This window comes from Actinospineispora eucalypti (assembly GCF_039543365.1).
Classification (GTDB): domain Bacteria; phylum Actinomycetota; class Actinomycetes; order Mycobacteriales; family Pseudonocardiaceae; genus Pseudonocardia; species Pseudonocardia eucalypti.
In genome coordinates this window covers 341571-363535 of the sequence record NZ_BAABJP010000004.1, presented here as the reverse complement: position 1 = coordinate 363535, position 21965 = coordinate 341571, and the positions used below count along the sequence as shown (strand labels likewise).

Genomic DNA, 21965 nt, shown 5'->3' with positions numbered 1-21965 from the left:
ATCGTGCATTGAGAGGACCGTTGAGCATGAACTTCGACGGAAAGGTTGCCCTGGTCACCGGGGCCGCCACCGGGATCGGCGAGGCCACGGCGACGCTGCTCGCGGCAAGGGGTGCCGCCGTGGTGATCGCGGACCTGGACGAGGCACTGGCGGAGAAGGTCGCCACCGCGATCCGCGGCGACGGCGGCCGGGCCGCGTTCATCGGGGTGGACGTGGCCGACGAGGCCCAGGTCGAGGCCATGGTGGATTTCACGGTGGCCGAGTTCGGCGGACTGCATCTGGCCGTGAACAACGCCGGGATCTCGCAACCCGAGCAGCGCACGCACGAGATGACCGCGCAGGTGTGGGACCGGGTCATGAACGTCAACCTGCGCGGCTGCTGGCTGTGCCTGCGGGCGGAGGCCAGGCACTTCCTCGCCAACGGCGGCGGGTCCATCGTCAACGTGGCTTCCGGTGCCGGGTTGAAGGCCGGTCCCCCGGGCCTGACCGCATACGTGGCGAGCAAGCACGGTGTGGTCGGCCTGACGCGCAACGCGGCGATCGACTACATCCGGGACAACATTCGGGTCAACGCGTTGGCTCCCGGGACCACGGCCACGAGCCTCCTCAAGGCGTATCCCGAGGAAACGCAGCGCGCCTACGCCGCGCTGATGCCCTGTGGCCGGATGTCCGAGCCATCCGAGCAGGCGGAAGCCATTGCCTGGTTGCTCTCCGACCAGGCCTCCTACGTCTCGGGCACGGTCCTGGAGGCCGACATGGCCTACCTGCAGAAGTAGCGCCGACCGGTGGGCACATCTGAGGGCGCGCTCGTGATGTGGGGCGCCTGTCTGCACAACCACGACCTGCTCACCCGGGCGGAGTGTCTGCGTCCGGCCGGCTTCGACGCCATGACCGCGTTCGTGACCGACGTGGCCGAGGCCGAGGCGCACTGGGGCTCGTTGGCGGCGGTGCACCGCGAGCTGACCGCCCGCGAGGCGCGGGTCAACTGCGTGGACGTGTATCTCGGCTGGTATCCGGGCCACGACCCGGAGGCTGTCGCGGGCGCCGCCGCCGAGCTGCTGCGGGCGAGCGAGTCCGACCTGCTGCGCTACGCGAGCGAACTGGGGGCCGAGTTCGTTTCGCTGGGGGCACCGTTCTGGGGCGAGCCCGCGCCGTTGGCCAGGGTCGTGGACGCACTCGGGTCCTTCACCGACCGCGCGGCGGCGCTGGGGATCCGGCCGCACCTGGAGATCAGCAACGGCTCACACGTCAGCACGGTGGCGCTGGCCGTCGAGCTGCTCGCCGCCGTGGGCCGGCCGACCCTGGGTCTGGTCCTGGACACCTACAACATCAGCAGAGCCGGCGGCGTGCCGGCCGACGTGGACGCCGTGCCGCACGAACGCATCTTCCAGATCCAACTCGTGGACGGGGCGACGGAGCCGGTGCGGGACAGGTTCTACGACTCGCTGCACCATCGGGAACTTCCGGGCGAGGGGGAGCTGCCGGTCGAGGACTTCCTGCGCCGGATCGCCGCCAAGGGGCCGCTGCCGCCGATCGGCCCGGAGATCTTCAACGACCGCCTCGTGGCGATGCCACCCCTGGAGGCGGCGACCGCCTGCGCGGATGCGACTCGGGCGATGGTGCGGCACGCGACCGGCGGCCGTCCTTGACGGGCTCGATTTCCTCCTTGTAATGTCTATTAGCAGACATTTTGCAGAAATTGCAGATCGTTCGGGAGGCGCTGGGATGACGGGCCGGGTGGAAGGCAAGGTCGCGTTCGTCACCGGAGTGGCGCGGGGCCAGGGGCGCAGTCACGCCGTCCGGTTGGCCCAGGAGGGTGCCGACATCATCGGCATAGACCTGTGCGACTCCGTCGACACCGTCCCGTATCCCGGTGCGACCAAGGACGACCTTGCGGAGACCCGCCGACAGATCGAGGAGCTCGATCGCCGCGCGGTGCTCACCACCGCGGACGTCCGCAGCCTCGACGAGGTCTCCGGCGCCGTGGAGAACGGTGTCGCCGAGCTCGGTCGGCTCGACGTCGTGGTCGCCAACGCGGGCATCTTCTCGGCGGCGGCCGCCGACCAGATGTCCGAGCAGACCTGGCTGGAGATGATCAGCGTCAACCTCACCGGGGTGTGGTGGACCTGCCGCGCCACGATCCCGCACCTGATCGCCGGCAACGGTGGGTCGATCATCCTGACCAGCTCCCGGGTCGGTTACGCCAGTGGGTCGCCGAACCTGGTCCACTACTCGGCGGCGAAGTCGGGTGTGGTCGGCATGATGAAGTCGTTGTCGGTGGAGCTGGCCAAACATTCGATCCGGGTGAACACGGTCAACCCGACGAACTGCGACACGCCCATGCTGCGCAACGACTTCATGAAGCAGCTGTTCTTCCCGGACCGGCCCGATGCCACCGAAGACGACTTCATCCAGGCCTGCCGGGCCACCCACAACCTTCCGATTCCGTGGGTGGACCCGATCGACATCAGCAATGCCGTGCTGTATCTCGCATCCGAGGAGGCGAGATACGTCACCGGTGTTTCGTTGTCGGTCGGCGAGGTATGACCGGAGCGACGGCGCCGGGCGCTCCGCCGTCGGCCGGGCGCGTGCAGGGCCGGCACAACGGCTCGCCGTCACCGGGTCCCGAGGCAGGTCCGCTCAACGGGGTCCGGGTCATCGACGCGACCACCTCCTTCGCCGGGCCGTCGGCCGGCATGTACCTGGCCGACCTCGGCGCGGACGTGATCAAGGTGGAGCGGCCGGGCGGCGACGACTGCCGCGCCTGGGGTCCGCCGTTCGTCGGGGACGTGTCGCCCTGGTTCGCTTCGGCGAACCGCAACAAGCGCAGCGTGGTGCTCGACCTGCGCTCGCCCGGGGGTTCCCTTGCGCTCGCCCGCATGCTCGACTCGGCCGATGTGTTCCTGGAGAACCTCAACCCCGCCAAGCTGGAGCGCCTGGGTCTGAGCCCGGAGGTGGTACGGGCACGCAACCCGAGGCTCATCTACTGCGCGATGTCCGGGTTCGGGTTGACCGGTCCGGACAGCGGGCTGCCGGGTTACGACCTGGTGGCCCAGGCCCGCTCGGGGCTGATGAGCGTCACCGGCGAGCGAGGCGGCGCGCCGCAGCGGGTGTCGACGGCGCTGTCCGACATCGTCACCGGGCTGAGCGGCGGACTGGCCGTGTGCGCGGCCCTGGTCCGGCAACGCGCCACGGGGATCGGCGAGGTGATCGACGTATCGCTGCTCGACTCCGACCTGGCCTTGATGGCGCCCCGGCTGGCCTCCTTCCTGGCCGGCGAGCCCGAGCCGGCACCCAGCGGCGGTACCGACTCGGTCCTCGCGGTCTACCAGCCGTTCCCCACCGCGGACCGGCCGTTGGTGATCGCGATCGGCAACGACTCGCTGTGGCGGCGATTCTGCCGGGCGATCGGTCTGGACGATCTCGCCGACGACGAGCGGCTCGCCGACAACGCCGGGCGGAGGGCTCACCGGCCCATGCTCGTCGACCGAATCTCGGCACGGCTCTCGGCGGAGTCGGCCGAACACTGGGTGGCCCTGTTCGCCGAGGTCGGAGTGCCCTGCAGCCGGGTGCTGACACTCGGGGAGGTGGCCCAGGATCCGCAGGTGCAGGCCCGAGGCTCGCTGCTCCCGGTGCCGTCCGCTCCAACCGAGCTGTTCGGTGTGCGCAGTCCGTTCCGCCTCGCCTCCATGCCGAGGGCGCGCAACGAACCGGTTCCCGAGTTGGGCGAGCACACGTTCGAGGTGTTGAAGGAGCTCGGGTTCGGCGACGACGAGATCCAGCGGCTGCTCGACGACGCGGCGGCGGCCGAGAAGGCGGTTCGACCATGACCGAGCCTCTTGTCGTGGTCGAGGGCGATGCCGTCGTCCCGGCGGTGGCAACCGGTGGCGCGGCCGAGGGTGTGGCAGCGTTCCGGGAGAAGCGCCGCTCCACCTTCCCGGACCGGGACGGCGCGGCGTGGTGACGGCCCCGTCGCCCGCCCCGTCGCCGCGGTGTCCCGGCGCCTCGCTCATCGACCGTGACCCCGATGCCTACCTGGCGATGCACCGCGCGCTCGACGAGGCGGTGACCGAGGCGCTGTTGGACGGGCGGGAGCGGTCGGTGCGCGACGAGGTTCGACGGGTCGCCGCGCGACGGGTCGCGCCGGTTGCGGGCGAGCTGGACCGCACGAAGAGCTTCGCGGGGGACAGCTACCAGGCCCTGGCGGAAGCCGGACTGGCCGGGCTGCTCTTCCCTGAGGAACTCGGTGGTTCGGCGGACAGCACCGTCGCCTACGCCGCGGCCATGGAGGAGGTCTGCGCCGCCTGCCCGGCCACCAGCCTCGTCTACATGACCCAGACCCACGCCGCCTATCCGATTCTGATCGGTGGCGACGCCGAGCTCGCCGAGCGCTACGTTCCGGGGCTGCTGAACGGATCGGTCTACGGGTCACTGGCGATCACCGAACCGAACGCGGGCAGTGACGTGTCCAGCCTGCGGACCACGGCGCGGCGGGACGGCGAGGAGTACCGGATCAACGGCTCGAAAACGTTCATCACCACGGGCGACCGAGCCGGAGTGATCGTCTGCTTCGCCACGACGGACCGAACCGCGCGGCGGGACGGCGTCAGCGCGTTCGTCGTCGAGGGCGGCAGCGTCGGGCTCGGCCACGGCGAGCCGCTGGTCAAGATGGGCATGCACGGGTCCAGCACGGCCGAGTTGTTCTTCGACGACGTCCGGGTGCCCTCGTCGAACAGACTCGGGGCGGAGGGCAGCGGTTGGCGGATCGTGATGAGCGCGGTCGTCAAGTCCCGCATCAGCGCGGCCGCCCAGGGCGTCGGCATTGCACGTGGCGCCTACGCCCATGCCCTAGCCGAGCTCACCCGTCGTCACGGCCCGGTGCTGCCCGCCGACCTGGCGGCCCCGATGGCCGAGTTGCGTGGCCGGATGCTGCAGGCCCGGCTGCTGCTGTTGACCACGGCCGCCCAGGTCGATCGATCGGAGGGACCGCCGACAGCGGCGATCAGCATGATGAAACAGCAGTGCACCGACGCCGGCGTCGCGGTCGCGACCGCGGCGGTCCGACTGCTGGGCGCGGCCGGGGACCTGGTTGACCTGGGCGTCGAACGCTACCTGCGGGACGCCAAGGTGACCCAGATCTACGACGGCACCAACGACATCCAGCGGATGCTCATCGGCCGGGACACCTCGACACGCATGAAGGAGGCGAGCCGGTGAGCGCAGCCGGAGTCCTGGCCGGAAAGGTCGCGGTGGTCACCGGGGCCGGCCGAGGTGTCGGCAGGTCGTTGGCACTGGGGCTGGCCGAGGCGGGCGCGGACGTGGCGCTCGCCGCGCGCGGTACCGACCAGCTCGAAGCGGTCGCCAAGGAGGTCCGGGCGGAGGGCCGCCGGGCACTCGTCGTGCCCACCGACATCACCGACGAGGCGGCCGTCGACCGGCTCGCCGAGCGGACCGTCGAGTTCTTCGGCCACGTCGACATCCTGGTGAACAACTCCGGCATCCTCGCGACCCGTGCCCTGCTGGACCAGTCCACCGCGGAGTGGGACGCGGTGCACGCCACCAATGTCCGGGGCACGTTCCTCACCACTCGCGCCGTCGGGCGTCATCTCGTTGCGCAGGGCCACGGCAAGGTCGTCAACGTGGCGTCGAACTTCGCGCTCAAGGGCGTTCCGCTGCACACCGCGTACTCGTCGTCGAAGGCGGCCGTGGTCGGCCTGACCCGCTCGCTGGCACTGGAGTGGGCGCGGCACAACGTCCAGGTGAACGCGCTGGCGCCCGGATACGTCGAGACCGACTTCAACGCCGAGGCCAGGGCGGATCCCGAAATCTACGGCCGAATCCTCAAGGGTGTGCCGGCGCGGCGCATGGCGCGCCCCGAGGAGCTTCGGAGCTGGCTGGTCCAGCTCGCCGGGCCGGCCTCCGACTTCATGACCGGATCGGTCGTGGTCGTCGACGGCGGGCAGACCGCATGAAAGCTCAGACCCGAGCAGGAGAACCCACGTGACCCCTCCCATCCGAACGGTTGCGGTGATCGGCGCCGGCACGATGGGTTCCGGCATCGCGGTGGTCGCCGCCCAGGCCGGTTACCGGACCATCATCCGCGACCTCGACGAGGCGAACCTGGCCCGCGGTCTGGACACCGCCCGCGGCTTCCTGACCAAGAGCGCTGAGAAGGGCAAGCTGACGCCCGAGCAGTCGGCGAGCGCGATCGGCAATCTGAGCGGGACGACAGACCTGCGGGACCTGTCCGCCGCCGACGTGGTGATCGAGGCGATCTTCGAGAACCTGTCGGCCAAGCAGCGGTTGTGGTCCGACCTGGACCCGGTGGTCTCCCCGGACACCCTGCTGCACACCAACACCTCGACATTGCCGGTGACCGGCATCGCGGCCGGATCGAAGAGCCCGAACCGGGTGATCGGCACCCACTACTGCAACCCGGCGCCACTGATGAAGCTGGTGGAGGTTGCGCGAGGGCGCTACACCGACGACGCCACCTACCACCGGACCCGCGAGTTCCTCACCACGCTCGGCAAGACGACGGTGACGACCAAGGACCAACCCGGTTTCATCGTCAACCGGTTCCTCATCCCCTGGGAGAACAACGTCATCCGGGCGCTCGAGGCCGGTCTGGGCACCGTCGAGTCGATCGACCTCGCGGTGACCAGCGGACTGGGGCACCCGATGGGCCCCTTCCGGCTGCTGGACGTGGTGGGGATGGACATTCACAAGGAGGTGGCCATGCGCCTCTACGAGCAGTTCCGGGATCCGCGGTTCGCGCCGCCGCCGATGGTGGACCGGATGATCGCCGCCGGTGATCTCGGGCGCAAGACCGGCCGCGGGTTCTACACCTATGACGACAACCGACTGTTCGGTGCCTGAGGAGGCTGGTGATGTCCGACTTCGGGCGGGTGGCGGTGCTCGGGTGCGGCACGATGGGCGCGGGAATCGCGCAGGTCGTTGCTCAGTCGGGGCGCACGGTGCAGGTGCTGGAGATCGACGAGGAACGGCTCGCCGAGGGCCGGCGGCGGGTGGCGGACTTGCTCGCCGACGGCATCCGGCGGGGAAGGCGCTCCGACGCCGACCGAGACGCGACTCTGGACCGGATCAGCGGCACGACCGACGTCGCCGCCCTGGCGGGCTCGTCGCTGGTGATCGAGGCGGTGGTCGAGGACCGCGAGGTCAAGGCGCGGCTCTTGCCGGCCGTGGCCGAGGCGGTCGGGTCGGAGGCCGTGCTGGCCACGAGCACCTCGACGCTCCCGGTGACCGCGCTCGCCGCGTCCGTGCCCGACCCGACCCGGTTCGCCGGGCTGCATTTCTTCAATCCCGCGCCGTTGACGAAGCTCGTCGAGGTGGTACGCACCCTGCAGACCGACCCCGATGTGATCAGGGCGCTCATCGAGTTCTGTGGGTCGATCGGCAAGACACCGGTCGAGGTCAAGGACCGTCCGGGTTTCCTGATCAACAAGCTGTTGATGCCCTACCTCAACGACGTCGTGCAGGCCTACGACGACGAGCTGGCCACCGCCGAGGACCTCGACACCGCACTGGAGCTGGGGCTCGGCTACCGCATGGGCCCGATGAAGCTGCTCGACGTGATCGGGCTGGACACCCACCACCACGCCACCCGGAGTGCCTACGAGCAGACGCTCGACCCGCAGTTCGCGCCACCCCCGCTGCTGACCCGGATGGTGGCGGCCGGGTACCTCGGCAACAAGAGCGGACGTGGGTTCCGGGCCGGCGGGGGTCTCGAGGGCCGTGTCAGTGCCGACAACCCGGGGGAGATGACTTCGTGAGCTACCAGGACATCGTCGTCGACGACCTCGACGGAATCCGGACGATCACCCTGAACCGCCCGGAGAACGGCAACAAGCTCCGTGACCAGACCTGCCTGGAGCTGGTCGACGCGCTCCAGTGGTTCCGGGTGGAGCCCGCGCTACGCGCGGCGATCCTGACCGGTGCGGGGGAGAAGTTCTTCTGCATCGGGGGCGAGCACGCCGAGATGGAGGGGCTCGACTACTCGAACGTCTTGCCGATTGTCGACGTGTACCAGGCGATCGACACGATCGCCAAGCCGATCGTCGCGGCGGTCAACGGGTTCGCCGTCGGCGGCGGGAACGTGCTGCACAACGTGTGCGACCTGACGATCGCCGCCGAGAACGCGGTGTTCCGCCAGGTGGGACCCATGGTGGGTAGCTTCGACGCCGGCTACGGCACCTGGTATCTCGAGGACACGATCGGCCGCAAGCGAGCCAAGGAGATGTGGTACCTCAATCGCAAGTACACGGCTGCCCAGGCGCTGGCGATGGGGCTGGTCAACGAGGTGGTGCCGGCCGGGCGCCTGATGGAGCGGACCCGGGAGGTGGCGACGGAGCTGCTGACCCGGAGCCCGCTGGCCCTCGGGGCGCTCAAGGCCGCGTTCTCCGCCCGGCACAACGGTGTTTCCGGCCAGGCCCGGATGGCGCACGACCAGCAGCTCACCCTGTATCTCGGGAGCCGGGAGGCGCACGAGGCGAGTGCATCGTTCGCCGAGCGGCGGGCCCCCGACACCTCGACGTTCTGGTCCTGACCGTGTTCCGCGCGACGTGGGATACCGCCGTTGCCGAACAACGGGCGGTACTGGAGCTGATCGACCAGCTCGCGGCGAGCTGGCAACCCCGGGGGGCGCAGGTGGAGCCCCGTGTGGCGCAGGCGCGGTCGGCGCTGGCCGAAAGCGGGATCTGGGCGCTCGGCGTGCCGGACGCCGACGGCGGGGGAGACGCCGATTTTCCCACCACTCAGCTGGCTATCGCGCGCGTTTCGAGCTACTGGCCCGCTCTCGGTCTGGCGATGGCGCACCTGCACGCCGCGGCGGTCGCGCTCGCGCTCGCGCCGAGTGCTCGGCGTGCGGTCCTCGCGACCGCGGCGCTCGAAGGGCGGCCGCTGGCGGTCGTCGAGCTCGCTGACGACCGCATCTCGGTGGAGCGGGTCGATGTCGGCGCAGCGGCCTGCGACCTTGTGGTGCTCAGTGGTGGCGAATGCCGGTTCGTGCCCGCTGAGCTCGTCGAGTTCGGGCCGCCCCAGCGGCGAACCGGGCTCGACGGCGCGGTCACGGTTGCGGCCACGCTGCCCGAAGGCGCGGGCGACGACCTCGAGCCGGGCGACGACCTTGAGCCGGGCAACGACCCCGGCCGGGGCGACATCGTTCGGGCCAGGTTGGGTATGGGGGTTCTCGCCGTTGCCGCCGGGGTCGTGCAGGCCGCATCGGAGCATGCGCGCCGATACGCCGAGGGACGGGTGCAGTTCGGCGGACCGCTGACCGCCCTGCCGACAATGCGCGCCCAGCTCTCGGCGTTGCACGGGCCCGCCGTGACCCTGCTCGGCGCCGCGCTGCGTCCGCCTGGTTCGGCCGAGGACGCCGCGGCCGCGGTGCGAGATGGGCTCGATCGCGCGGTCGAGGCCAGCGGGGCGGCGCTGCAGTGCTTCGGTGGCTACGGATACCTCGAGGAGTATCCAGCCGCCGGCCTCTTTCGAGACGCTGTGTCGCTTCGCGCGGCGAACCACGCCGCGCCGGTGCTCATGGGCGAGCGGCAAACCATCTGATCATTCCGGCCGTGGTCGAGGGGCCGAGGACTATCGATCGACTCGGGCGCGCGGGCGGCGCGGACCCCCAGCGCGACCCGCCGGACCGCGGCCACGGGTGCGGAACGAACTCGCCTTGGCTAAGTTCGGTCGCCGGAGGCTTGATGGTGAGCGGTTCGTGGCGACGTGGCGGCGGTGGCTCGGGATCCGCAATGTCGCGGACGCCGACTCCGGAGGACGCGGTCTGCGCCGCGCTCACGCTCTTCCGACGAATCGGCTATCGGGCCACGACCATGGAGGCCATCGCGGCCGCCGCCGGAGTGACCTCCGACGTTCTTCGGGAGCTGTACCGGAGTAAGGAGGAGATACTCCGCGATCTCGCCGAGGAGTGTGGCGCTGACGTCGTCAGGCACGCAGGCCGCCTGGGCACGGTCGAGGCGGACCGGGCCGGCCTGGACGAACTGAGGGTCTGGATCGCCGGACTCTCGTCCGTCGTCCACCGACGGTCGACAGCGATGCGGATGTGGCTGATGGTCGACGAGGCCGAGCGGGAGCTGCGCCAGTCGGTCCTCCGGACACTGAGCAGCTTTGCGGAGACCCTGCGCCCTCGGTTCGAGAAGCTGGACACCGGAAGCGTGGATCCGGGCGTGCTGGCGATCGCGGTCCTCACGCTGGTCGCTTGGGCTCAGTTGACGCGCGCCGCGCAGATGCCGGGGATCGATGAGAGTGTCGTCGACGATCATCTGGCCGTCCTCGTCGGTAACACGCTGTTGCCGGACCTACCCAGGCCCACCTGGCAACCGCCGCCGACGCCCGCCCCGCATGACGAGATCACGCCCCGGCGACGCAGCCGACAGGGTCTCCCCGCGCTTCCCGAGCCGTCCACCGGTCTGGTGGGGCTGCGGCGGGCGGCCAGGACGTCACGCGCTGAATACGTGGTCGACCGGACCCTGACCGCCGCCGTGGATGTCATCCGGCGACAGGGCTACGGGGCGACGAGTGTCGGGGAGATCATCACGGTTGCCGGACTCCCGCGCGCCAGCTTCTCGGCCTTCTGGCCGGATCGCCGTGCGCTGCTGCAGACACTCACCCACCGTGCGGCCCTTGCGCTACGCGGCCCGCTGGCCCAGCTTCCCACCGCGGACACCGGTCGCCAGGACCTGCGCGCCTGGATCTCGAGCTGGCTCGACATGTTGGTGCAGCACGGACCCGTGCTGCACCTATGGGTCCACGAGTCGGGTAACGAGATCGAGTTGGGCGGCCTCACGGTGCACCTGCGGCAGACCGCGCTGTCGATCGTCGACGGCCTGCTCCCGGGCGGCCTGCCCGACGAGTCGACGGAACGACGTGTGGCGCGGGTGGTGATGTGGGCGTTGCTGGTCGAGCTTCCGTACGCACTGTGCATCCAGGCCGAACTGCTTCCTCGCTCCGACGTGCTGGATGTGCTGGCCCTCTTCCTGGAGCGCGCGGTCCCTGATCGACCGTGACCAGGTCGGGTACAAGAGATCACCCTCGTGTCGCCGGGTACGGTCGTACAATTTCCTCAAGTGCGGCGCTTCGGTGCCCTGCGCCAGCTCGGAGGACACAGTGGCATCTTCGGACACAGACTCGGACAAGCGTGAGCCGAGGATCATCGGCCAGAAGGTCGTGCGCCCCCGCGCGCAGGTCGAACAGAAGATCCGCGCGGCCATCGTCTCCGGCGAGCTGCGGGGCGGGGAGCGCCTCCCGCCGGAGGCCGAGCTGAGCCGGCAATTCGGCGTCAGCCGTACCACCGTTCGTGAGGCGCTGCGGTCGCTGTGCGCCGAGGGACTGATCACCAAGTCTCCTGGCGTCCGGGGTGGAAGCTTCGTCAAACAGGTCGACCACCAGTCGCTCGGGTCAACCCTCGCGGAGTCCTTGCAGGTCCGCCTCCAGCTCGGGACTCTGCGGGCTGACGAGGTCGCAATGGTCCGTCAGTACCTCGAGGTGCCGGCCGCGCGGCTGGCCGCGGCGAATCGGTCCGCGCGGAACCTGGCGGCCCTGCGCGAGGTGGTGGCCAGGGAGAAGACCATCGAGGCAGACGACCCGGAAGTGTCCGAACTCGACGCGCGGTTCCACTCCACGATCGCGGCCGCCTCCGGCAATCGCGCGATTGCCGCGTTCGTACACGCACTCCACGCGGCGACCGAGCCGGTCGGGGATCTGGACCTGTCGCCCGAGGCGGCGCAGCAAACTGTTCGACAGCACCAGGCCATTCTCGCGGCCATCGACGCCGGAGATCCCGACGAGGCAGAGACGGCGATGGTCGAACACTTGAGCTTCCGGCGCGAGCACCTCTCCCCGGCGGAGTCACCGAGCTCGCCGGCCAGGCCGCCTGCATCCCGGCAAGCGGGCACTCCGTCCCAGCTGTCCAGCGCGTAATTACCCATCTGCACGACCGGAGGCTGTTCACCACGGCTCGCGGCCGCGCGGCGGACGCCCAAGCCGCGAGTGTCGTCACCCCAGGCAGGTCGGGCCAGATGGCGGATCTGATGTTGCCCCCGCTCAGCGGACACGAAAGTCGGGAGACGTAGGGTTCGACGATCTTGTGAAGGAGATCGTCGATCATGCCGAAGCCCGGAGACGGCCAGCACTGCGGCCAGCGCAGCTAGCCCGCGGTCCTCCGCGCGGCCCGCCGGAGTCGGTAGGTAGCCGGCATGCAGCTTGCCAGGCCGCCCCCCTGCGGGGCTCGGCGGGACCGGAGGGTGGGATCGCCTTGACCGGCGGCTTGGGCGCCTTGCTGTCGTGGGTATTGGCCGCCGAGACGCCCGCCGAACCCACCGCCACCATGCAATCATCGAACAGGTCCACCCCCACCTGCCCGTCGGCGTGTTCGCCGCGAACGCGGCCTGGTTGGTGCTCGCGGGCATGGCGTTCAACCTCACCCGCGCCGCCGCGACCACCCCGTCCCGAACCTGACCAAGGCCACCACAGTGACCGCACTTACCCAGCGCATGGCCATGGGCAACCGCATGGACCCAGCTGTTCACCCGAGCCCGCGGCCCACCGAGCACCGCCACCTGACCACCTGCCGGCAACAGCACGACCCGGACAACTACGTGGAACACCTGACAGCGAGGTCAGGCGATCACACACGTTCCCAGACCACACTGATCAACTTCGACGAGACAGCCCACGCGGCCCAACCTGTCGGTGGATCGAGGCTTAGTGCCGGGCGACGCCAGGTGTCCGGTCAGGCGCGTGGGGATGACGTGGCGCCGATCGCGGCAAGACTCAGCTGGACGACCTGGCGCACCAGCTTTTCCGGTTGTTTCATCGGGCCGGTTTCGCCGAGCGGGCGTACCAGTGTCTCGGTCATGATGCCGAGGACCGCGGCCGAGGAGATCTCGGCGTCCTGTGTGGGGAGCTCGCCCTCGGCGATTCCGTCGGTGATGAGTCGGGCGAACAGGCGCCGGTAGCCCTCGCGGAAGGCGAGTCGGTGCTCGTCGACGGCCGGTTCGGTGGGTTCCACGAGCAGGGTGTGCGCGAACCGGCCGGCGCGCAGGGCGCGGGTGCAGAACGTGCGGACGGCGGTGGCGATCCGTTCGCTCGCGCTCCCGCCATCGGCGGCGGCCTGCTTGACCACGTCGTACTCGTGGCCGGCGACCTGCCGGTACATCTCGGCGAACAGTTCGGCCCGTGAGGGGAAGTGCTGGTAGATCGAGCCGACGGCGACTCCGGCTCGGTGCGCGATCACCGATACCTGCGCGTCCGGGAATCCGGTTTCGGCGATCACCTCGCGGGTGGCGGTGAGGATCGCTTCACGGGCGGCGGCGCGGCGCTGTCGCGCCGCCGTGGGGCGCTGCGCCTTCTGCTCGACCACGCTGCCGACCTCCCTGTGCATCGGGCAGGAGGATACGCGGCCGCGCGCCACGGGCCGGCTATCCGGGCTGCGGGGCTTGTTGTGAATTATGAATCATGATTCACTGTTCAAGACCGGCGGGAGGACAGCGGTGTCGGACCTGATCTCGTACGTGCACGGAGTGGACGAGGTACCCCTGCGGGCCGGGACGATCGGCGCGCAGCTGCGGTCGGCGGCGCGCCGCTTCGCCGGACGCGAGGCGCTGGTCTCGTGTCAGCAGGACTGGCGATGCACCTTCGCCGAGCTCGACGTGGCCGTGGACGAGGTGGCGCGCGGGCTGCTCGCGCTCGGCGTCGCCCGGGGCGAGCGCGTCGCCATCTGGGCCACGAACTGCATGGAGTGGGCGCTCGTGCAGTACGCGACCGCGCGGATCGGCGCGATCCTGGTCACCGTCAACCCCGCCTACCGCTCGGCCGAGGCCGCCTTCGTGCTGCGACAGTCGGGCAGTCGGGTGCTGTTCAGCTCGCTCGAGCACAAGAGCAGCGACTACGTGAAGCTGGTGGCCGAGGCCGGACCCGAGTGCCCGGACCTGCGGCACGTCGTATTCCTCGGCACACCCGACTGGCAGGCACTGATCGAACGCGGCCGGGACGTGACTGCCGGCCAGCTCGCCGCCCGGGAAGCGGAGCTCCACTCCGACGACGTGATCAACATCCAGTACACCAGCGGCACCACGGGCGCGCCCAAAGGGGCGTCGTTAACCCATCACGGCCTGCTCAACAACGGCCTGTTCAGCGGCCGGCGCTGCGGCTTCACCGAGAGTGACCGCATCTGCGTGCCGGTGCCGTACTACCACTGCTTCGGCATGGTGCTCGGCAACCTGGCGGCGCTCACCCACGGTGCTTGTGTGGTGCTGCCGGGGCCGTCGTTCGAACCGGCGGCGGCGCTGGCGGCGGTGCAGGCCGAACGGTGCACCGCGCTGTACGGGGTGCCGACGATGTTCATCGCCGAGCTGATGCTGCCCGACTTCGGCTCCTACGACCTGACCTCGCTGCGCGGCGGAATCATCGCCGGCGCGCCGTGCCCGGTCGAGCTGATGCGGCGGCTGATCGGTGAGATGCATCTGGCGGACATCACGATCGGCTACGGCATGACCGAGACCTCCCCGCTGTCCACCCAGACCCGCGTGAACGACTCGCCGCAACGCCGCACCGAGACCGTGGGCACGGCACACCCGCACACCGAGGTCGCGGTCGTCGATCCCGAGACCGGTCGGCCCGTGCCCCGAGGCACCCCCGGTGAACTGCGGGTACGGGGATACTCCGTGATGCGCGGGTACTGGGCGGCCGAGCAGGCGTCCCGCGAGGCGGTCGACCAGGCGGGCTGGATGCACACCGGTGACCTGGCCACGATGGACCGCGACGGCTACGTGGCGATCATCGGCCGTATCAAAGACATGATCATCCGCGGTGGGGAGAACATCTACCCACGCGAGATCGAGGACTTCCTGCGCGCCCACCCCGGGGTGGCGGACGTGCAGGTGGTCGGGATGCCCGATCCCGTCTACGGCGAGCAGGCGGTGGCCTGGATCAAGGCCGCTCCCGGAGCCGGGGTGAGCGCCGAGGAGATTCTCGCCCACTGCGCCGGCCGCCTGGCGCACTACAAGATCCCGCACCTCGTCCGGTTCCTCGAACCGGATGAGGACTTCCCGATGACCGTGACCGGCAAGGTCCAGAAACACGTGCTGCGCGAACGCGCGCAACAGCTCGGCTGACAGAAAGGCAAAGCGATGCCCAAGGTCCTATACGACAAGCGCGGCGAGGTCGCTTACGTGACCCTCAACCGGCCGGAAGCGATGAACGCCATCGACCTCGAGACCCACCGGCTGTTGCAACAGGTCTGGGCCGACTTCCGCGACGACCACCGGCTGCGGGTCGCGATCGTGACCGGCGCCGGGGACGAGGCGTTCTGCGCGGGCGCCGACCTGAAAACCCACGTGCCGCGGTGGCTCGGCGTGCCCGGCATGCACGAGATGGGGGCACGGGCCAAGATCCGCGACGGCCTCGGCGGGCTGACCAGAGGGCTGCACCGCATCTACAAGCCGATCGTCGCGGCGGTCAACGGCTGGGCACTGGCCGGCGGCTTCGAGACGGCGCTGGCCTGCGACATCCGGATCGCCTCGGCGCAGGCAAAGTTCGGGTCCTTCGAAATTCGCCGGGGCTTTCACCACGCCGACGGCGGTGTGGTGCGCCTGGTCAACATCTGCGGCGCGGGGTTCGCCGCCGAGATGCTGCTCACCGGCGAACCGGTCGACGCCCACCGCGCGCTCAGCGCCAACCTGGTATCCAAGGTGGTCGGCCACGACCAGCTGATGGATGCCGCCGAAGCCACCGTGGCGACCATCCTGCGCAACGACCAGACCGCGCTGGAATCGGCCAAACAGACGCTGCTCGAGGTCATCGGCCGCCCGCTCGACGACCAGCTCGCCATCGAGGCGCTCTACGGCTACACCCTGATGGGCAACCCGGAAATTCCCGGCCGCCTCTCCCGGTTCTACGAGAAGACCGACGCCGGCCGGGCGGGCAAGCACACGACCCTGTTGGACACGGCCGTCGGAGCGGGGGACTGAATGGAACCGACACTGCGCACGGCGGTCGCCGACGGCGTCGCGACGATCACCCTCTGCCGCGCCGAGGAGTACAACACGATCACCCCCGAGCTGCGCGACGAACTCGCCGCCGCGATCGACGCCGCCGACGGCGACCCGGCGGTGCGGGTGATCCTGCTCCGTGCAGAGGGTCCCGCGTTCTGCGCCGGGTACCAGATCGACCGCCTCATCGACGAGCAGCGGGCCGAGACCACCGCGCCCGACCGCGTGTGGGACTCCGCCACCGACTACCGCTGGATGGGCCGGTTCGTCCAGACGTACCTGAAGCTGTGGTACGCGGCGAAACCGACCATCGCTGCGGTGCAAGGCTGGTGCATCGGCGGCGGCACCGACCTAGTGCTGTGCGCCGACCTGGTCATCGCCGGCCACGGCGCCAGCTTCGGCTACCCACCCGCTCGGGTCTGGGGCACCCCCACCACCGCCATGTGGGTCTACCGCATGGGCCTGGAGCGCGCCAAACGCTACCTGCTCACCGGAGACCAGATCACCGCGCCCGAGGCCGAACGAATCGGGCTCATCCTGGAAACCGTGCCCGACGAGGAACTCGACCGGCACACCGCCGATCTCGCGCGCCGCATGGCCCGGCTGCCCGCCAACCAACTACAACTGCACAAGCTGCTGTGCAACCAGACGGTGGAGAACATGGGCATGGCCGCCAGCCGCACCCTCGGCATCCTGCTCGACGGCGTCGCCCGCCACACCCAAGAAGGACTGGACTTCGAGGCCAGGGCCACCGCGATCGGGCTCCGCGCGGCCGTACGCGAACGCGACGACCCGTTCCACGACTACGGGTCCCGGTGAGCACCGCCACGGTCCAGCGCTCCACCGCCCGATTCTGGGCGACCCCGACACGATCGTGGTACTGCTCGCGGGAACCAACCTCCCGGCGCCGCTCTACGGCGGCTATCAGCAACGCTTCGGCTTCTCCCCGCTGGTGGTCACTCTCATCTACGCCACCTACGTCGGCGCGCTGGTCCCGTCACCACTGGTCGTGGGGCTGCTGTCGGGCTCCTGGGGCGTCTACTGCCACGTCCTGCACGACCAGACCGGCTACCAAGACCTCGGCCCTGACTGGAACCAGCGACGACGCTCCGCCGAACACCGAACCCGCAAACTCGTCCACCAACTCGAGCAACTCGGCCACACCGTCACCCCCGGACCAGCAGCCTGAACCTCCGCGTGACCGGGCCTAACGGCCCGGGCTTCGCCGCCGTGCTAACCGGATTCACACCTCAGCATCGGGCCGGATCGACTCGCCGCACCTGCCGGGTGGCCCGTTGGTACGGGTGGACACCCACGCCTACCTCGACCAGATCCAGGCCACACCCAGCAGCAGGCCCGGGTACCTGGGGTGCGCGGGTGATGACTGCCGACCCAGTTGGCCGGCGACGGCAGGCGCCGCGCCGCCTGTGTGTCGGTGTGCCTGCGTCGGCGCGGTGTGACTAGTTGTGGCTGGAGGGGGTGGAGGTAATGCGTTTACCGTCGCATTGGCTGTCCCATAGCCCGAGCTTGTCGTGTTTTGCTTGTTGCTCGGCGGCTTGGAGTTCGTCGGCGTTCATGACGGGGTGTGGGCTGTTGTAGTGGCGGGCCATGCCGGCGCGGACCGCCATCACCGAGTAGTCGCCGCCGTCGGCGAGTCGTAGGAAGGCTTGTGTGCGCCCTGCTTTGTCGGTGGGCGGCTGTGAGGGGTCCGTGACCAGGGTGACCGGCATGTTGGTCAGCGTTTTGAGTGCATAGGCTTTGGCGGTTGTCGCGCCACATTGGTTGTTGTCCATCTTGGGTGTGACGATGCCGAGCACCGTGACCGGGCCGGTCACGTTTTGGCCGGTGACTTCGACGGTCTCGGCGTCGATCACTTTGGTCACGGTTGCCGCGGTGCCGATGGGTTGGTTGGTGGCGTCTCGCGCGGGGTCGGTCGGGGCGTTGGCCGTGGGGGAGTGGGTGGAGATCAGTTTGGCGCCGGCGATCGCGGCGATTGCGGCCATACCGATTGCGAGGGCACCGATCCAGATCCGGCTCTTGCCGCTTCTGCTTCGGGCGGGTGGTACTCGGGTTGGTGTCGCGGCGGTTGGCTCGTCGGGGGTTGTGTCGCGGTGTGGAGTGTTGGTTTGCTCGACGGTTTCGTAGTTGCCGCCGGCGCTGGTTGGTGCGGGTTCGGTGTCGGCGCCCGGGTCGTTTGTGTGCGTGTGCGTGGTCGTGTCGGCCGGCGTGGGTGGCGAGATTTGCCGCCAGCTGATCGACTTCGACCCGGTGTTGGTTCTGGTTGTCGGTTCCGGGCGACTGGTGCCGCGTGCCTCGTCACGCCCTTGCCGGGTGGGAGAGCGGGTGGCTAGTCGGCCGACCGAGCGCTCGCCGGCGAGCTCTGGGGAATCGCTGGTGGTCCGGGTAGGCGGGGGCGCGTCCGGCACGGGTACGGGTATCGAGATCGCCGGCTGAGGTTGGCCGTGGCCATGGTGGTCGACGGCGGTGGCCCCCCGCCAGTCCAGGGTTGGTGTGTTCACCGAGCCCGGCGAAAGCTTCTCCCGGGCGTCGCGCTGCTCGGTGTTGTTGACTACCGACATGTGGGTCGTCGCGCCCTGGTCGACCGCGCTTCGGATCAGTGCGAGGACCTGGGCGCCGTCGGTGGGTGACACGTCGCGGAGCACGGCGACACTTTTCGAGTCCGAGAGGGTGATCGTCCCGGTGGGTCCGTCGAGCTCCCAGTCGGCGGTCGAGAGTCGTGTGAGCGGGAAGCCCTCGCTGGCCTGCCCGCCGCGGTCGTCTCGGAAGACAAGGACTCGCTGGTCGGTGACCGCGAGCAGCCCGATTGCCGGCCCGTAGATGCCCGACGCCAACCGGCGGACCGACTCACCGTCGCGCAGGTATGCGCTCAACCTGCGGATCTCGCGGCCCACAGCGTGGCCCGAGCGCATGCGGGCGGCCGCCGCCGCCACATCGGATCTGATCTCCAACGCGATTCCCCCTATCGCATCGCGCGTTCGAGGCGTGGCTACCCAGCGCTTCGACGCCGGAAAGACCAACGATGAATTTACTCTTCCGATACTCGCGTCAACAAACTTCCGGGCGTCAGTTTAATGTCGCGAATAACGTAAACGGCGCTGAATTTTCCGTCACAACGGACACGGCCTAGCGCAAACGGGTGTCCCTCTAGTGAGTCATGCGCCACGGAATTTGTTTAGGCACAATGGTGTGACGACTTTCCAGATCTTGATATTCTATCGGGCTCGTTGGAATGCGAGTCGCACATTGCGGAACGCGCGAACGACATCCTTTCGACAAGAGCATGTCGCGGCCGCCTATGGGCGATAGTTCAGGTCCAAGCCGCGCGGCCCAGTAACCGCCGCCTGGGTGTTACGGCGGCGTTCGCGACCTTGTTCGGCATGTACCTGGTCGCTGAGTTCCGTTTCGGAGTCCGTCGAAGCCGCTCTGGAAGAATACGAGTGGTGCGGAGGACTTGGGGTGTGCGTCGAGTCGGTTGAGACGCCGTTGCCGCCGTGGCTTTGGATGGCGGCGTCCAGGGCCGCGAGCGCGGCTTCGGCGGCGGCGTATTTGGCCATGTTGGCGGCTTCGCCGGCGGGTTCGTTCTGGTCGTGCAGCCACGCGGCATTGGCGGTCATCAGGGCGGCCAGCTCGACCTCGATCTTTGCCTTGGCCATGGCGTGGAAGGCGCCGATGGGGCGGTCCCACACCACTCGGGTGTTGGCGTACTCGGTGGCTTTGGCCAGGGCGTAGCGGCCGATGCCCACACAGAGCGCGGCGCCCATGATGCGTTCGGGGTTGAGTCCGTGGAAGACCTGCCGGAACCCGTCGCCTTCGACGCCGATCAGCCGCTCGACCGGGACGCGGACGTCGTCGAAGTGCAGGGTGAACTGGCGCTCGGGCAGCGCGACGGACACCGGGAGCGACTGTTTGACCAGGCCGGGGGCGTCGGTGTCGACCACGAACAGGGACAGTTCGGCGTTGCCGGTTCGCTCGTCGACGCCGGTTTTGGCGACCACCAGGACGGCGTCGGCTTCGTCGACGCCGGAGATGTAGTACTTCTGGCCGCGCAGCAGGTAGTCCGCACCATCGCGGGTGGCGGTCGTGGCGAGTCTGTGGGTGTTCGAACCGGCGTCGGGTTCGGTGGTGGCGAAGACGACCTTGCCCTCGCCGCTGCCCAGCCGGGGCGGCCATCGGGCGTGCTGTTCGACTCGCGCTGGCAGGTGTGGGGCGTTCAGTACTTGTCGTGGCGGCGGAACCAGGATATGAACGGGTCGTCGCCTGGCCCGCTGGCTGCTCACCCTTGGAGTTGGTCGAGGCGTTGGGTGAGGTAGTCGCGTTCGGGGGTGTTCTCGGTCAGGTGCAGCGCTTCTTCGTAGGCGGTGCGGGCGTCGTGGGTACGTCCGAGGCGGGCGAGGAATTCGGCGCGGGCGGCGGCGAGGTAGCTGTAGCCGGCGAGTTGGGGCTCGGTGGTGAGTGGGTCGAGTGCGTCGAGGCCGGCCGCGGGGCCGTGGGCGAACCCGACCGCGACGGCGCGGTTGAGCGCGACGACCGGTGAGGGCCACAGGGCCACGAGCAGGTCGTAGAGCCCGACGATCTCGCGCCAGTCGGTGGTGTCCCAGCTGTTGGCTTCGTCGTGGACCGCGGCGATGGCGGCCATCAACGCGAACCGTCCGGGAGGCCGATGGCGTAGGGTCTCGCGGACCAGGGACACTCCCTCGGTGATCGCGTCGTGGTCCCAGCGGGCACGGTTCTGCTCGGCGAGTAGTACCAGCTGTCCGTGTTCGTCCAGACGGGCGCCGCGGCGGGCGTCGGTGAGCAGGATCAGCGCCAGCAGCCCGGTGATATCGGCGTTGGCCGGTAGCAGGGTGCGCAGCATCCGGGCCAGGTCGAGGGCGCGTTCGACCAGATCGCGGCGGATCAACTCGGCGCCGGCGGGGGCGGCGTGGCCGGTGGTGAACAGCAGGTGGACCACCTCGCACACCGACGCCACGCGGTCGGGTAGCTCTTCGCGCGCGGGTACTCGGTAGGGAATCCGCGCCTGGGTGATCTTCTTTTTGGCGCGGGTGATCCGGGCGGCCATGGTCGACTCGCTGACCAGGAAAGCGCGGGCCACCTCGGCGGTGGACAGTCCGCACAGCAGCCGCAGGGTCAGCGCCACTTGCGCGTCGCGGGAAAGGGCGGGGTGGCAGCAGGTGAAGACCAGCCGCAGCCGCTCATCGCCGATCTCGGCCCCCACGAGCCGCTCCTCACGGCCCTCGTCGGTGTGGGTCTCGACGAGTAGGGGCAACGCCCGGGCGGCGGTGGCCTGGCGGCGCAGCAGGTCCAGCGCGCGGCGCCGCGCGGTGGTGGTCAACCAGGCCCCGGTGTTGTCGGGCACGCCGTTGGTGGGCCAGGTGGCCAGGGCTTTGGCGTAGGCGTCTTGGACACATTCCTCGGCCAGGTCCAGATCGCGGGTGACGCGCACCGTCGCGGCGAGCACAAAGGCCCACTCGCGGCGGTGCGCGTCCGCGACCGCGGCGCCCACCCGCGGGTCCACCGTCATCACGCCGCCTCCATCACGGTCTGTCCTCGGGCGCTCAGTCGAAGGTGCGCACCGGGCGGACCTCGACTCCGCCCGCGAACGTTGGCACCTGCTTGGCGATGGCCACGGCCTGATCGAGGTCGTCGGCCTCGATGAGGTAGTAGCCCACGAGGGCCTCTTTGGTCTCGGCGAACGGAGCGTCGGTGACGGTGAACCCGCCGCCGCCATCCGGGCGGATCGACGTGGCCGTCGCGGTCGACTGCAGGGCGTTACCGCCGCGCAGCGCCGTCTCGTGCGCGCTCATGAACCGCTGGTGCTCAGCCAACAGCCGCCCCGACTCCCGCTGGCCGGCGCCGTCCACCGCGCTCTCGTTGTCGTAGATCAACACCAGGTACTCGGCCATCGGTTCCATCCTT

Annotated in this window: 22 protein-coding genes and 1 pseudogene; 18 read left to right on the top strand and 5 right to left on the bottom strand. The window is 69.6% G+C overall.

Annotated features, from left to right (window positions below; translation table 11 throughout):
* The first annotated feature begins 26 nt into the window (after nt 1–26).
* From ABEB12_RS06800 to ABEB12_RS06735, 14 genes and pseudogenes are all read left to right on the top strand, one after another.
* Nucleotides 27–776 (top strand): glucose 1-dehydrogenase, encoded by a 750-nt coding sequence (locus ABEB12_RS06800; RefSeq protein WP_185062902.1) that lies wholly within the window; start codon nt 27–29, stop codon nt 774–776.
* Between the two features lie 9 nt (nt 777–785).
* Nucleotides 786–1649 (top strand): TIM barrel protein, encoded by an 864-nt coding sequence (locus ABEB12_RS06795; RefSeq protein WP_185062901.1) that lies wholly within the window; start codon nt 786–788, stop codon nt 1647–1649.
* Between the two features lie 76 nt (nt 1650–1725).
* A complete protein-coding gene (locus tag ABEB12_RS06790; RefSeq protein ID WP_185062900.1) occupies nt 1726–2547 on the top strand; it encodes a mycofactocin-coupled SDR family oxidoreductase in 822 nt (273 codons plus the stop codon).
* Entirely contained in the window at nt 2544–3830 is a 1287-nt protein-coding gene (locus tag ABEB12_RS06785) for a CoA transferase (RefSeq protein WP_185062899.1), read from the top strand. Before ABEB12_RS06790 ends, ABEB12_RS06785 begins: the two co-directional genes overlap by 4 nt.
* Nucleotides 3827–3964 carry a hypothetical protein gene (locus ABEB12_RS06780; RefSeq protein WP_185062898.1) on the top strand — a complete coding sequence of 46 codons (138 nt, stop codon included), beginning with the start codon at nt 3827–3829 and terminating at the stop codon, nt 3962–3964. The genes ABEB12_RS06785 and ABEB12_RS06780 overlap by 4 nt, the downstream gene beginning before the upstream one ends.
* Nucleotides 3961–5217, top strand: coding sequence for an acyl-CoA dehydrogenase family protein (locus tag ABEB12_RS06775; protein ID WP_345702619.1), 1257 nt, complete (start codon nt 3961–3963; stop codon nt 5215–5217). The genes ABEB12_RS06780 and ABEB12_RS06775 overlap by 4 nt, the downstream gene beginning before the upstream one ends.
* A complete protein-coding gene (locus ABEB12_RS06770) occupies nt 5214–5972 on the top strand; it encodes a glucose 1-dehydrogenase (RefSeq protein ID WP_185062897.1) in 759 nt (252 codons plus the stop codon). The genes ABEB12_RS06775 and ABEB12_RS06770 overlap by 4 nt, the downstream gene beginning before the upstream one ends.
* A gap of 28 nt (nt 5973–6000) precedes the next feature.
* Nucleotides 6001–6879: a 3-hydroxyacyl-CoA dehydrogenase NAD-binding domain-containing protein gene (locus ABEB12_RS06765; protein WP_185062896.1), complete on the top strand. Its 879-nt coding sequence runs from the start codon at nt 6001–6003 to the stop codon at nt 6877–6879.
* A gap of 11 nt (nt 6880–6890) precedes the next feature.
* Nucleotides 6891–7793 (top strand): 3-hydroxyacyl-CoA dehydrogenase NAD-binding domain-containing protein, encoded by a 903-nt coding sequence (locus ABEB12_RS06760; protein ID WP_185062895.1) that lies wholly within the window; start codon nt 6891–6893, stop codon nt 7791–7793.
* A complete protein-coding gene (locus tag ABEB12_RS06755) occupies nt 7790–8566 on the top strand; it encodes an enoyl-CoA hydratase-related protein (RefSeq protein ID WP_185062894.1) in 777 nt (258 codons plus the stop codon). Before ABEB12_RS06760 ends, ABEB12_RS06755 begins: the two co-directional genes overlap by 4 nt.
* 2 nt (nt 8567–8568) lie before the next feature.
* On the top strand, nt 8569–9579 hold the full coding sequence (locus ABEB12_RS06750) for an acyl-CoA dehydrogenase family protein (RefSeq protein ID WP_185062893.1): 1011 nt from the start codon (nt 8569–8571) through the stop codon (nt 9577–9579).
* 191 nt (nt 9580–9770) lie between these two features.
* Nucleotides 9771–11045 carry a TetR family transcriptional regulator gene (locus ABEB12_RS06745; RefSeq protein WP_185062892.1) on the top strand — a complete coding sequence of 425 codons (1275 nt, stop codon included), beginning with the start codon at nt 9771–9773 and terminating at the stop codon, nt 11043–11045.
* A 100-nt stretch (nt 11046–11145) separates the two neighbouring features.
* Nucleotides 11146–11958, top strand: a complete 813-nt coding sequence (locus tag ABEB12_RS06740; protein ID WP_345702618.1) for a FadR/GntR family transcriptional regulator — start codon at nt 11146–11148, stop codon at nt 11956–11958.
* Between the two features lie 384 nt (nt 11959–12342).
* Nucleotides 12343–12600, top strand: a pseudogene (locus ABEB12_RS06735) (IS1380 family transposase); the annotation flags it as partial.
* 169 nt (nt 12601–12769) lie between these two features.
* Here ABEB12_RS06735 and ABEB12_RS06730 read toward each other — a convergent pair.
* Nucleotides 12770–13420 carry a TetR family transcriptional regulator gene (locus ABEB12_RS06730; protein ID WP_185062890.1) on the bottom strand — a complete coding sequence of 217 codons (651 nt, stop codon included), beginning with the start codon at nt 13418–13420 and terminating at the stop codon, nt 12770–12772.
* 67 nt (nt 13421–13487) lie between these two features.
* Between ABEB12_RS06730 and ABEB12_RS06725 the strand changes: the two genes are divergently transcribed.
* Genes ABEB12_RS06725 through ABEB12_RS06710 form a run of 4 tightly spaced genes read left to right on the top strand, consistent with a single transcriptional unit; the run spans nt 13488 to nt 17217 of the window.
* Complete coding sequence (locus tag ABEB12_RS06725; RefSeq protein WP_185062889.1) at nt 13488–15152, top strand: AMP-binding protein; 1665 nt, start codon at nt 13488–13490, stop codon at nt 15150–15152.
* 15 nt (nt 15153–15167) lie between these two features.
* A complete protein-coding gene (locus ABEB12_RS06720; RefSeq protein ID WP_185062888.1) occupies nt 15168–16007 on the top strand; it encodes an enoyl-CoA hydratase-related protein in 840 nt (279 codons plus the stop codon).
* Nucleotides 16008–16847 (top strand): crotonase/enoyl-CoA hydratase family protein, encoded by an 840-nt coding sequence (locus ABEB12_RS06715; protein ID WP_185062887.1) that lies wholly within the window; start codon nt 16008–16010, stop codon nt 16845–16847.
* 55 nt (nt 16848–16902) lie between these two features.
* On the top strand, nt 16903–17217 hold the full coding sequence (locus tag ABEB12_RS06710; protein ID WP_185062886.1) for a hypothetical protein: 315 nt from the start codon (nt 16903–16905) through the stop codon (nt 17215–17217).
* A gap of 271 nt (nt 17218–17488) precedes the next feature.
* On the opposite strand, the gene ABEB12_RS06705 is transcribed toward ABEB12_RS06710, so the two are convergent.
* From ABEB12_RS06705 to ABEB12_RS06690, 4 genes are all read right to left on the bottom strand, one after another.
* Nucleotides 17489–18997: a thermonuclease family protein gene (locus ABEB12_RS06705; protein ID WP_185062885.1), complete on the bottom strand. Its 1509-nt coding sequence runs from the start codon at nt 18995–18997 to the stop codon at nt 17489–17491.
* Between the two features lie 345 nt (nt 18998–19342).
* Nucleotides 19343–20326 carry an acyl-CoA dehydrogenase family protein gene (locus ABEB12_RS06700; RefSeq protein ID WP_185063150.1) on the bottom strand — a complete coding sequence of 328 codons (984 nt, stop codon included), beginning with the start codon at nt 20324–20326 and terminating at the stop codon, nt 19343–19345.
* Nucleotides 20323–21570, bottom strand: a complete 1248-nt coding sequence (locus ABEB12_RS06695) for a sigma-70 family RNA polymerase sigma factor (RefSeq protein WP_185062884.1) — start codon at nt 21568–21570, stop codon at nt 20323–20325. Before ABEB12_RS06695 ends, ABEB12_RS06700 begins: the two co-directional genes overlap by 4 nt.
* Before the next feature lie 34 nt (nt 21571–21604).
* The gene (locus tag ABEB12_RS06690; protein ID WP_185062883.1) at nt 21605–21952 is read right to left on the bottom strand and encodes a YciI family protein; all 348 of its coding nucleotides are present in this window, start codon (nt 21950–21952) and stop codon (nt 21605–21607) included.
* Nucleotides 21953–21965 lie beyond the last annotated feature (13 nt).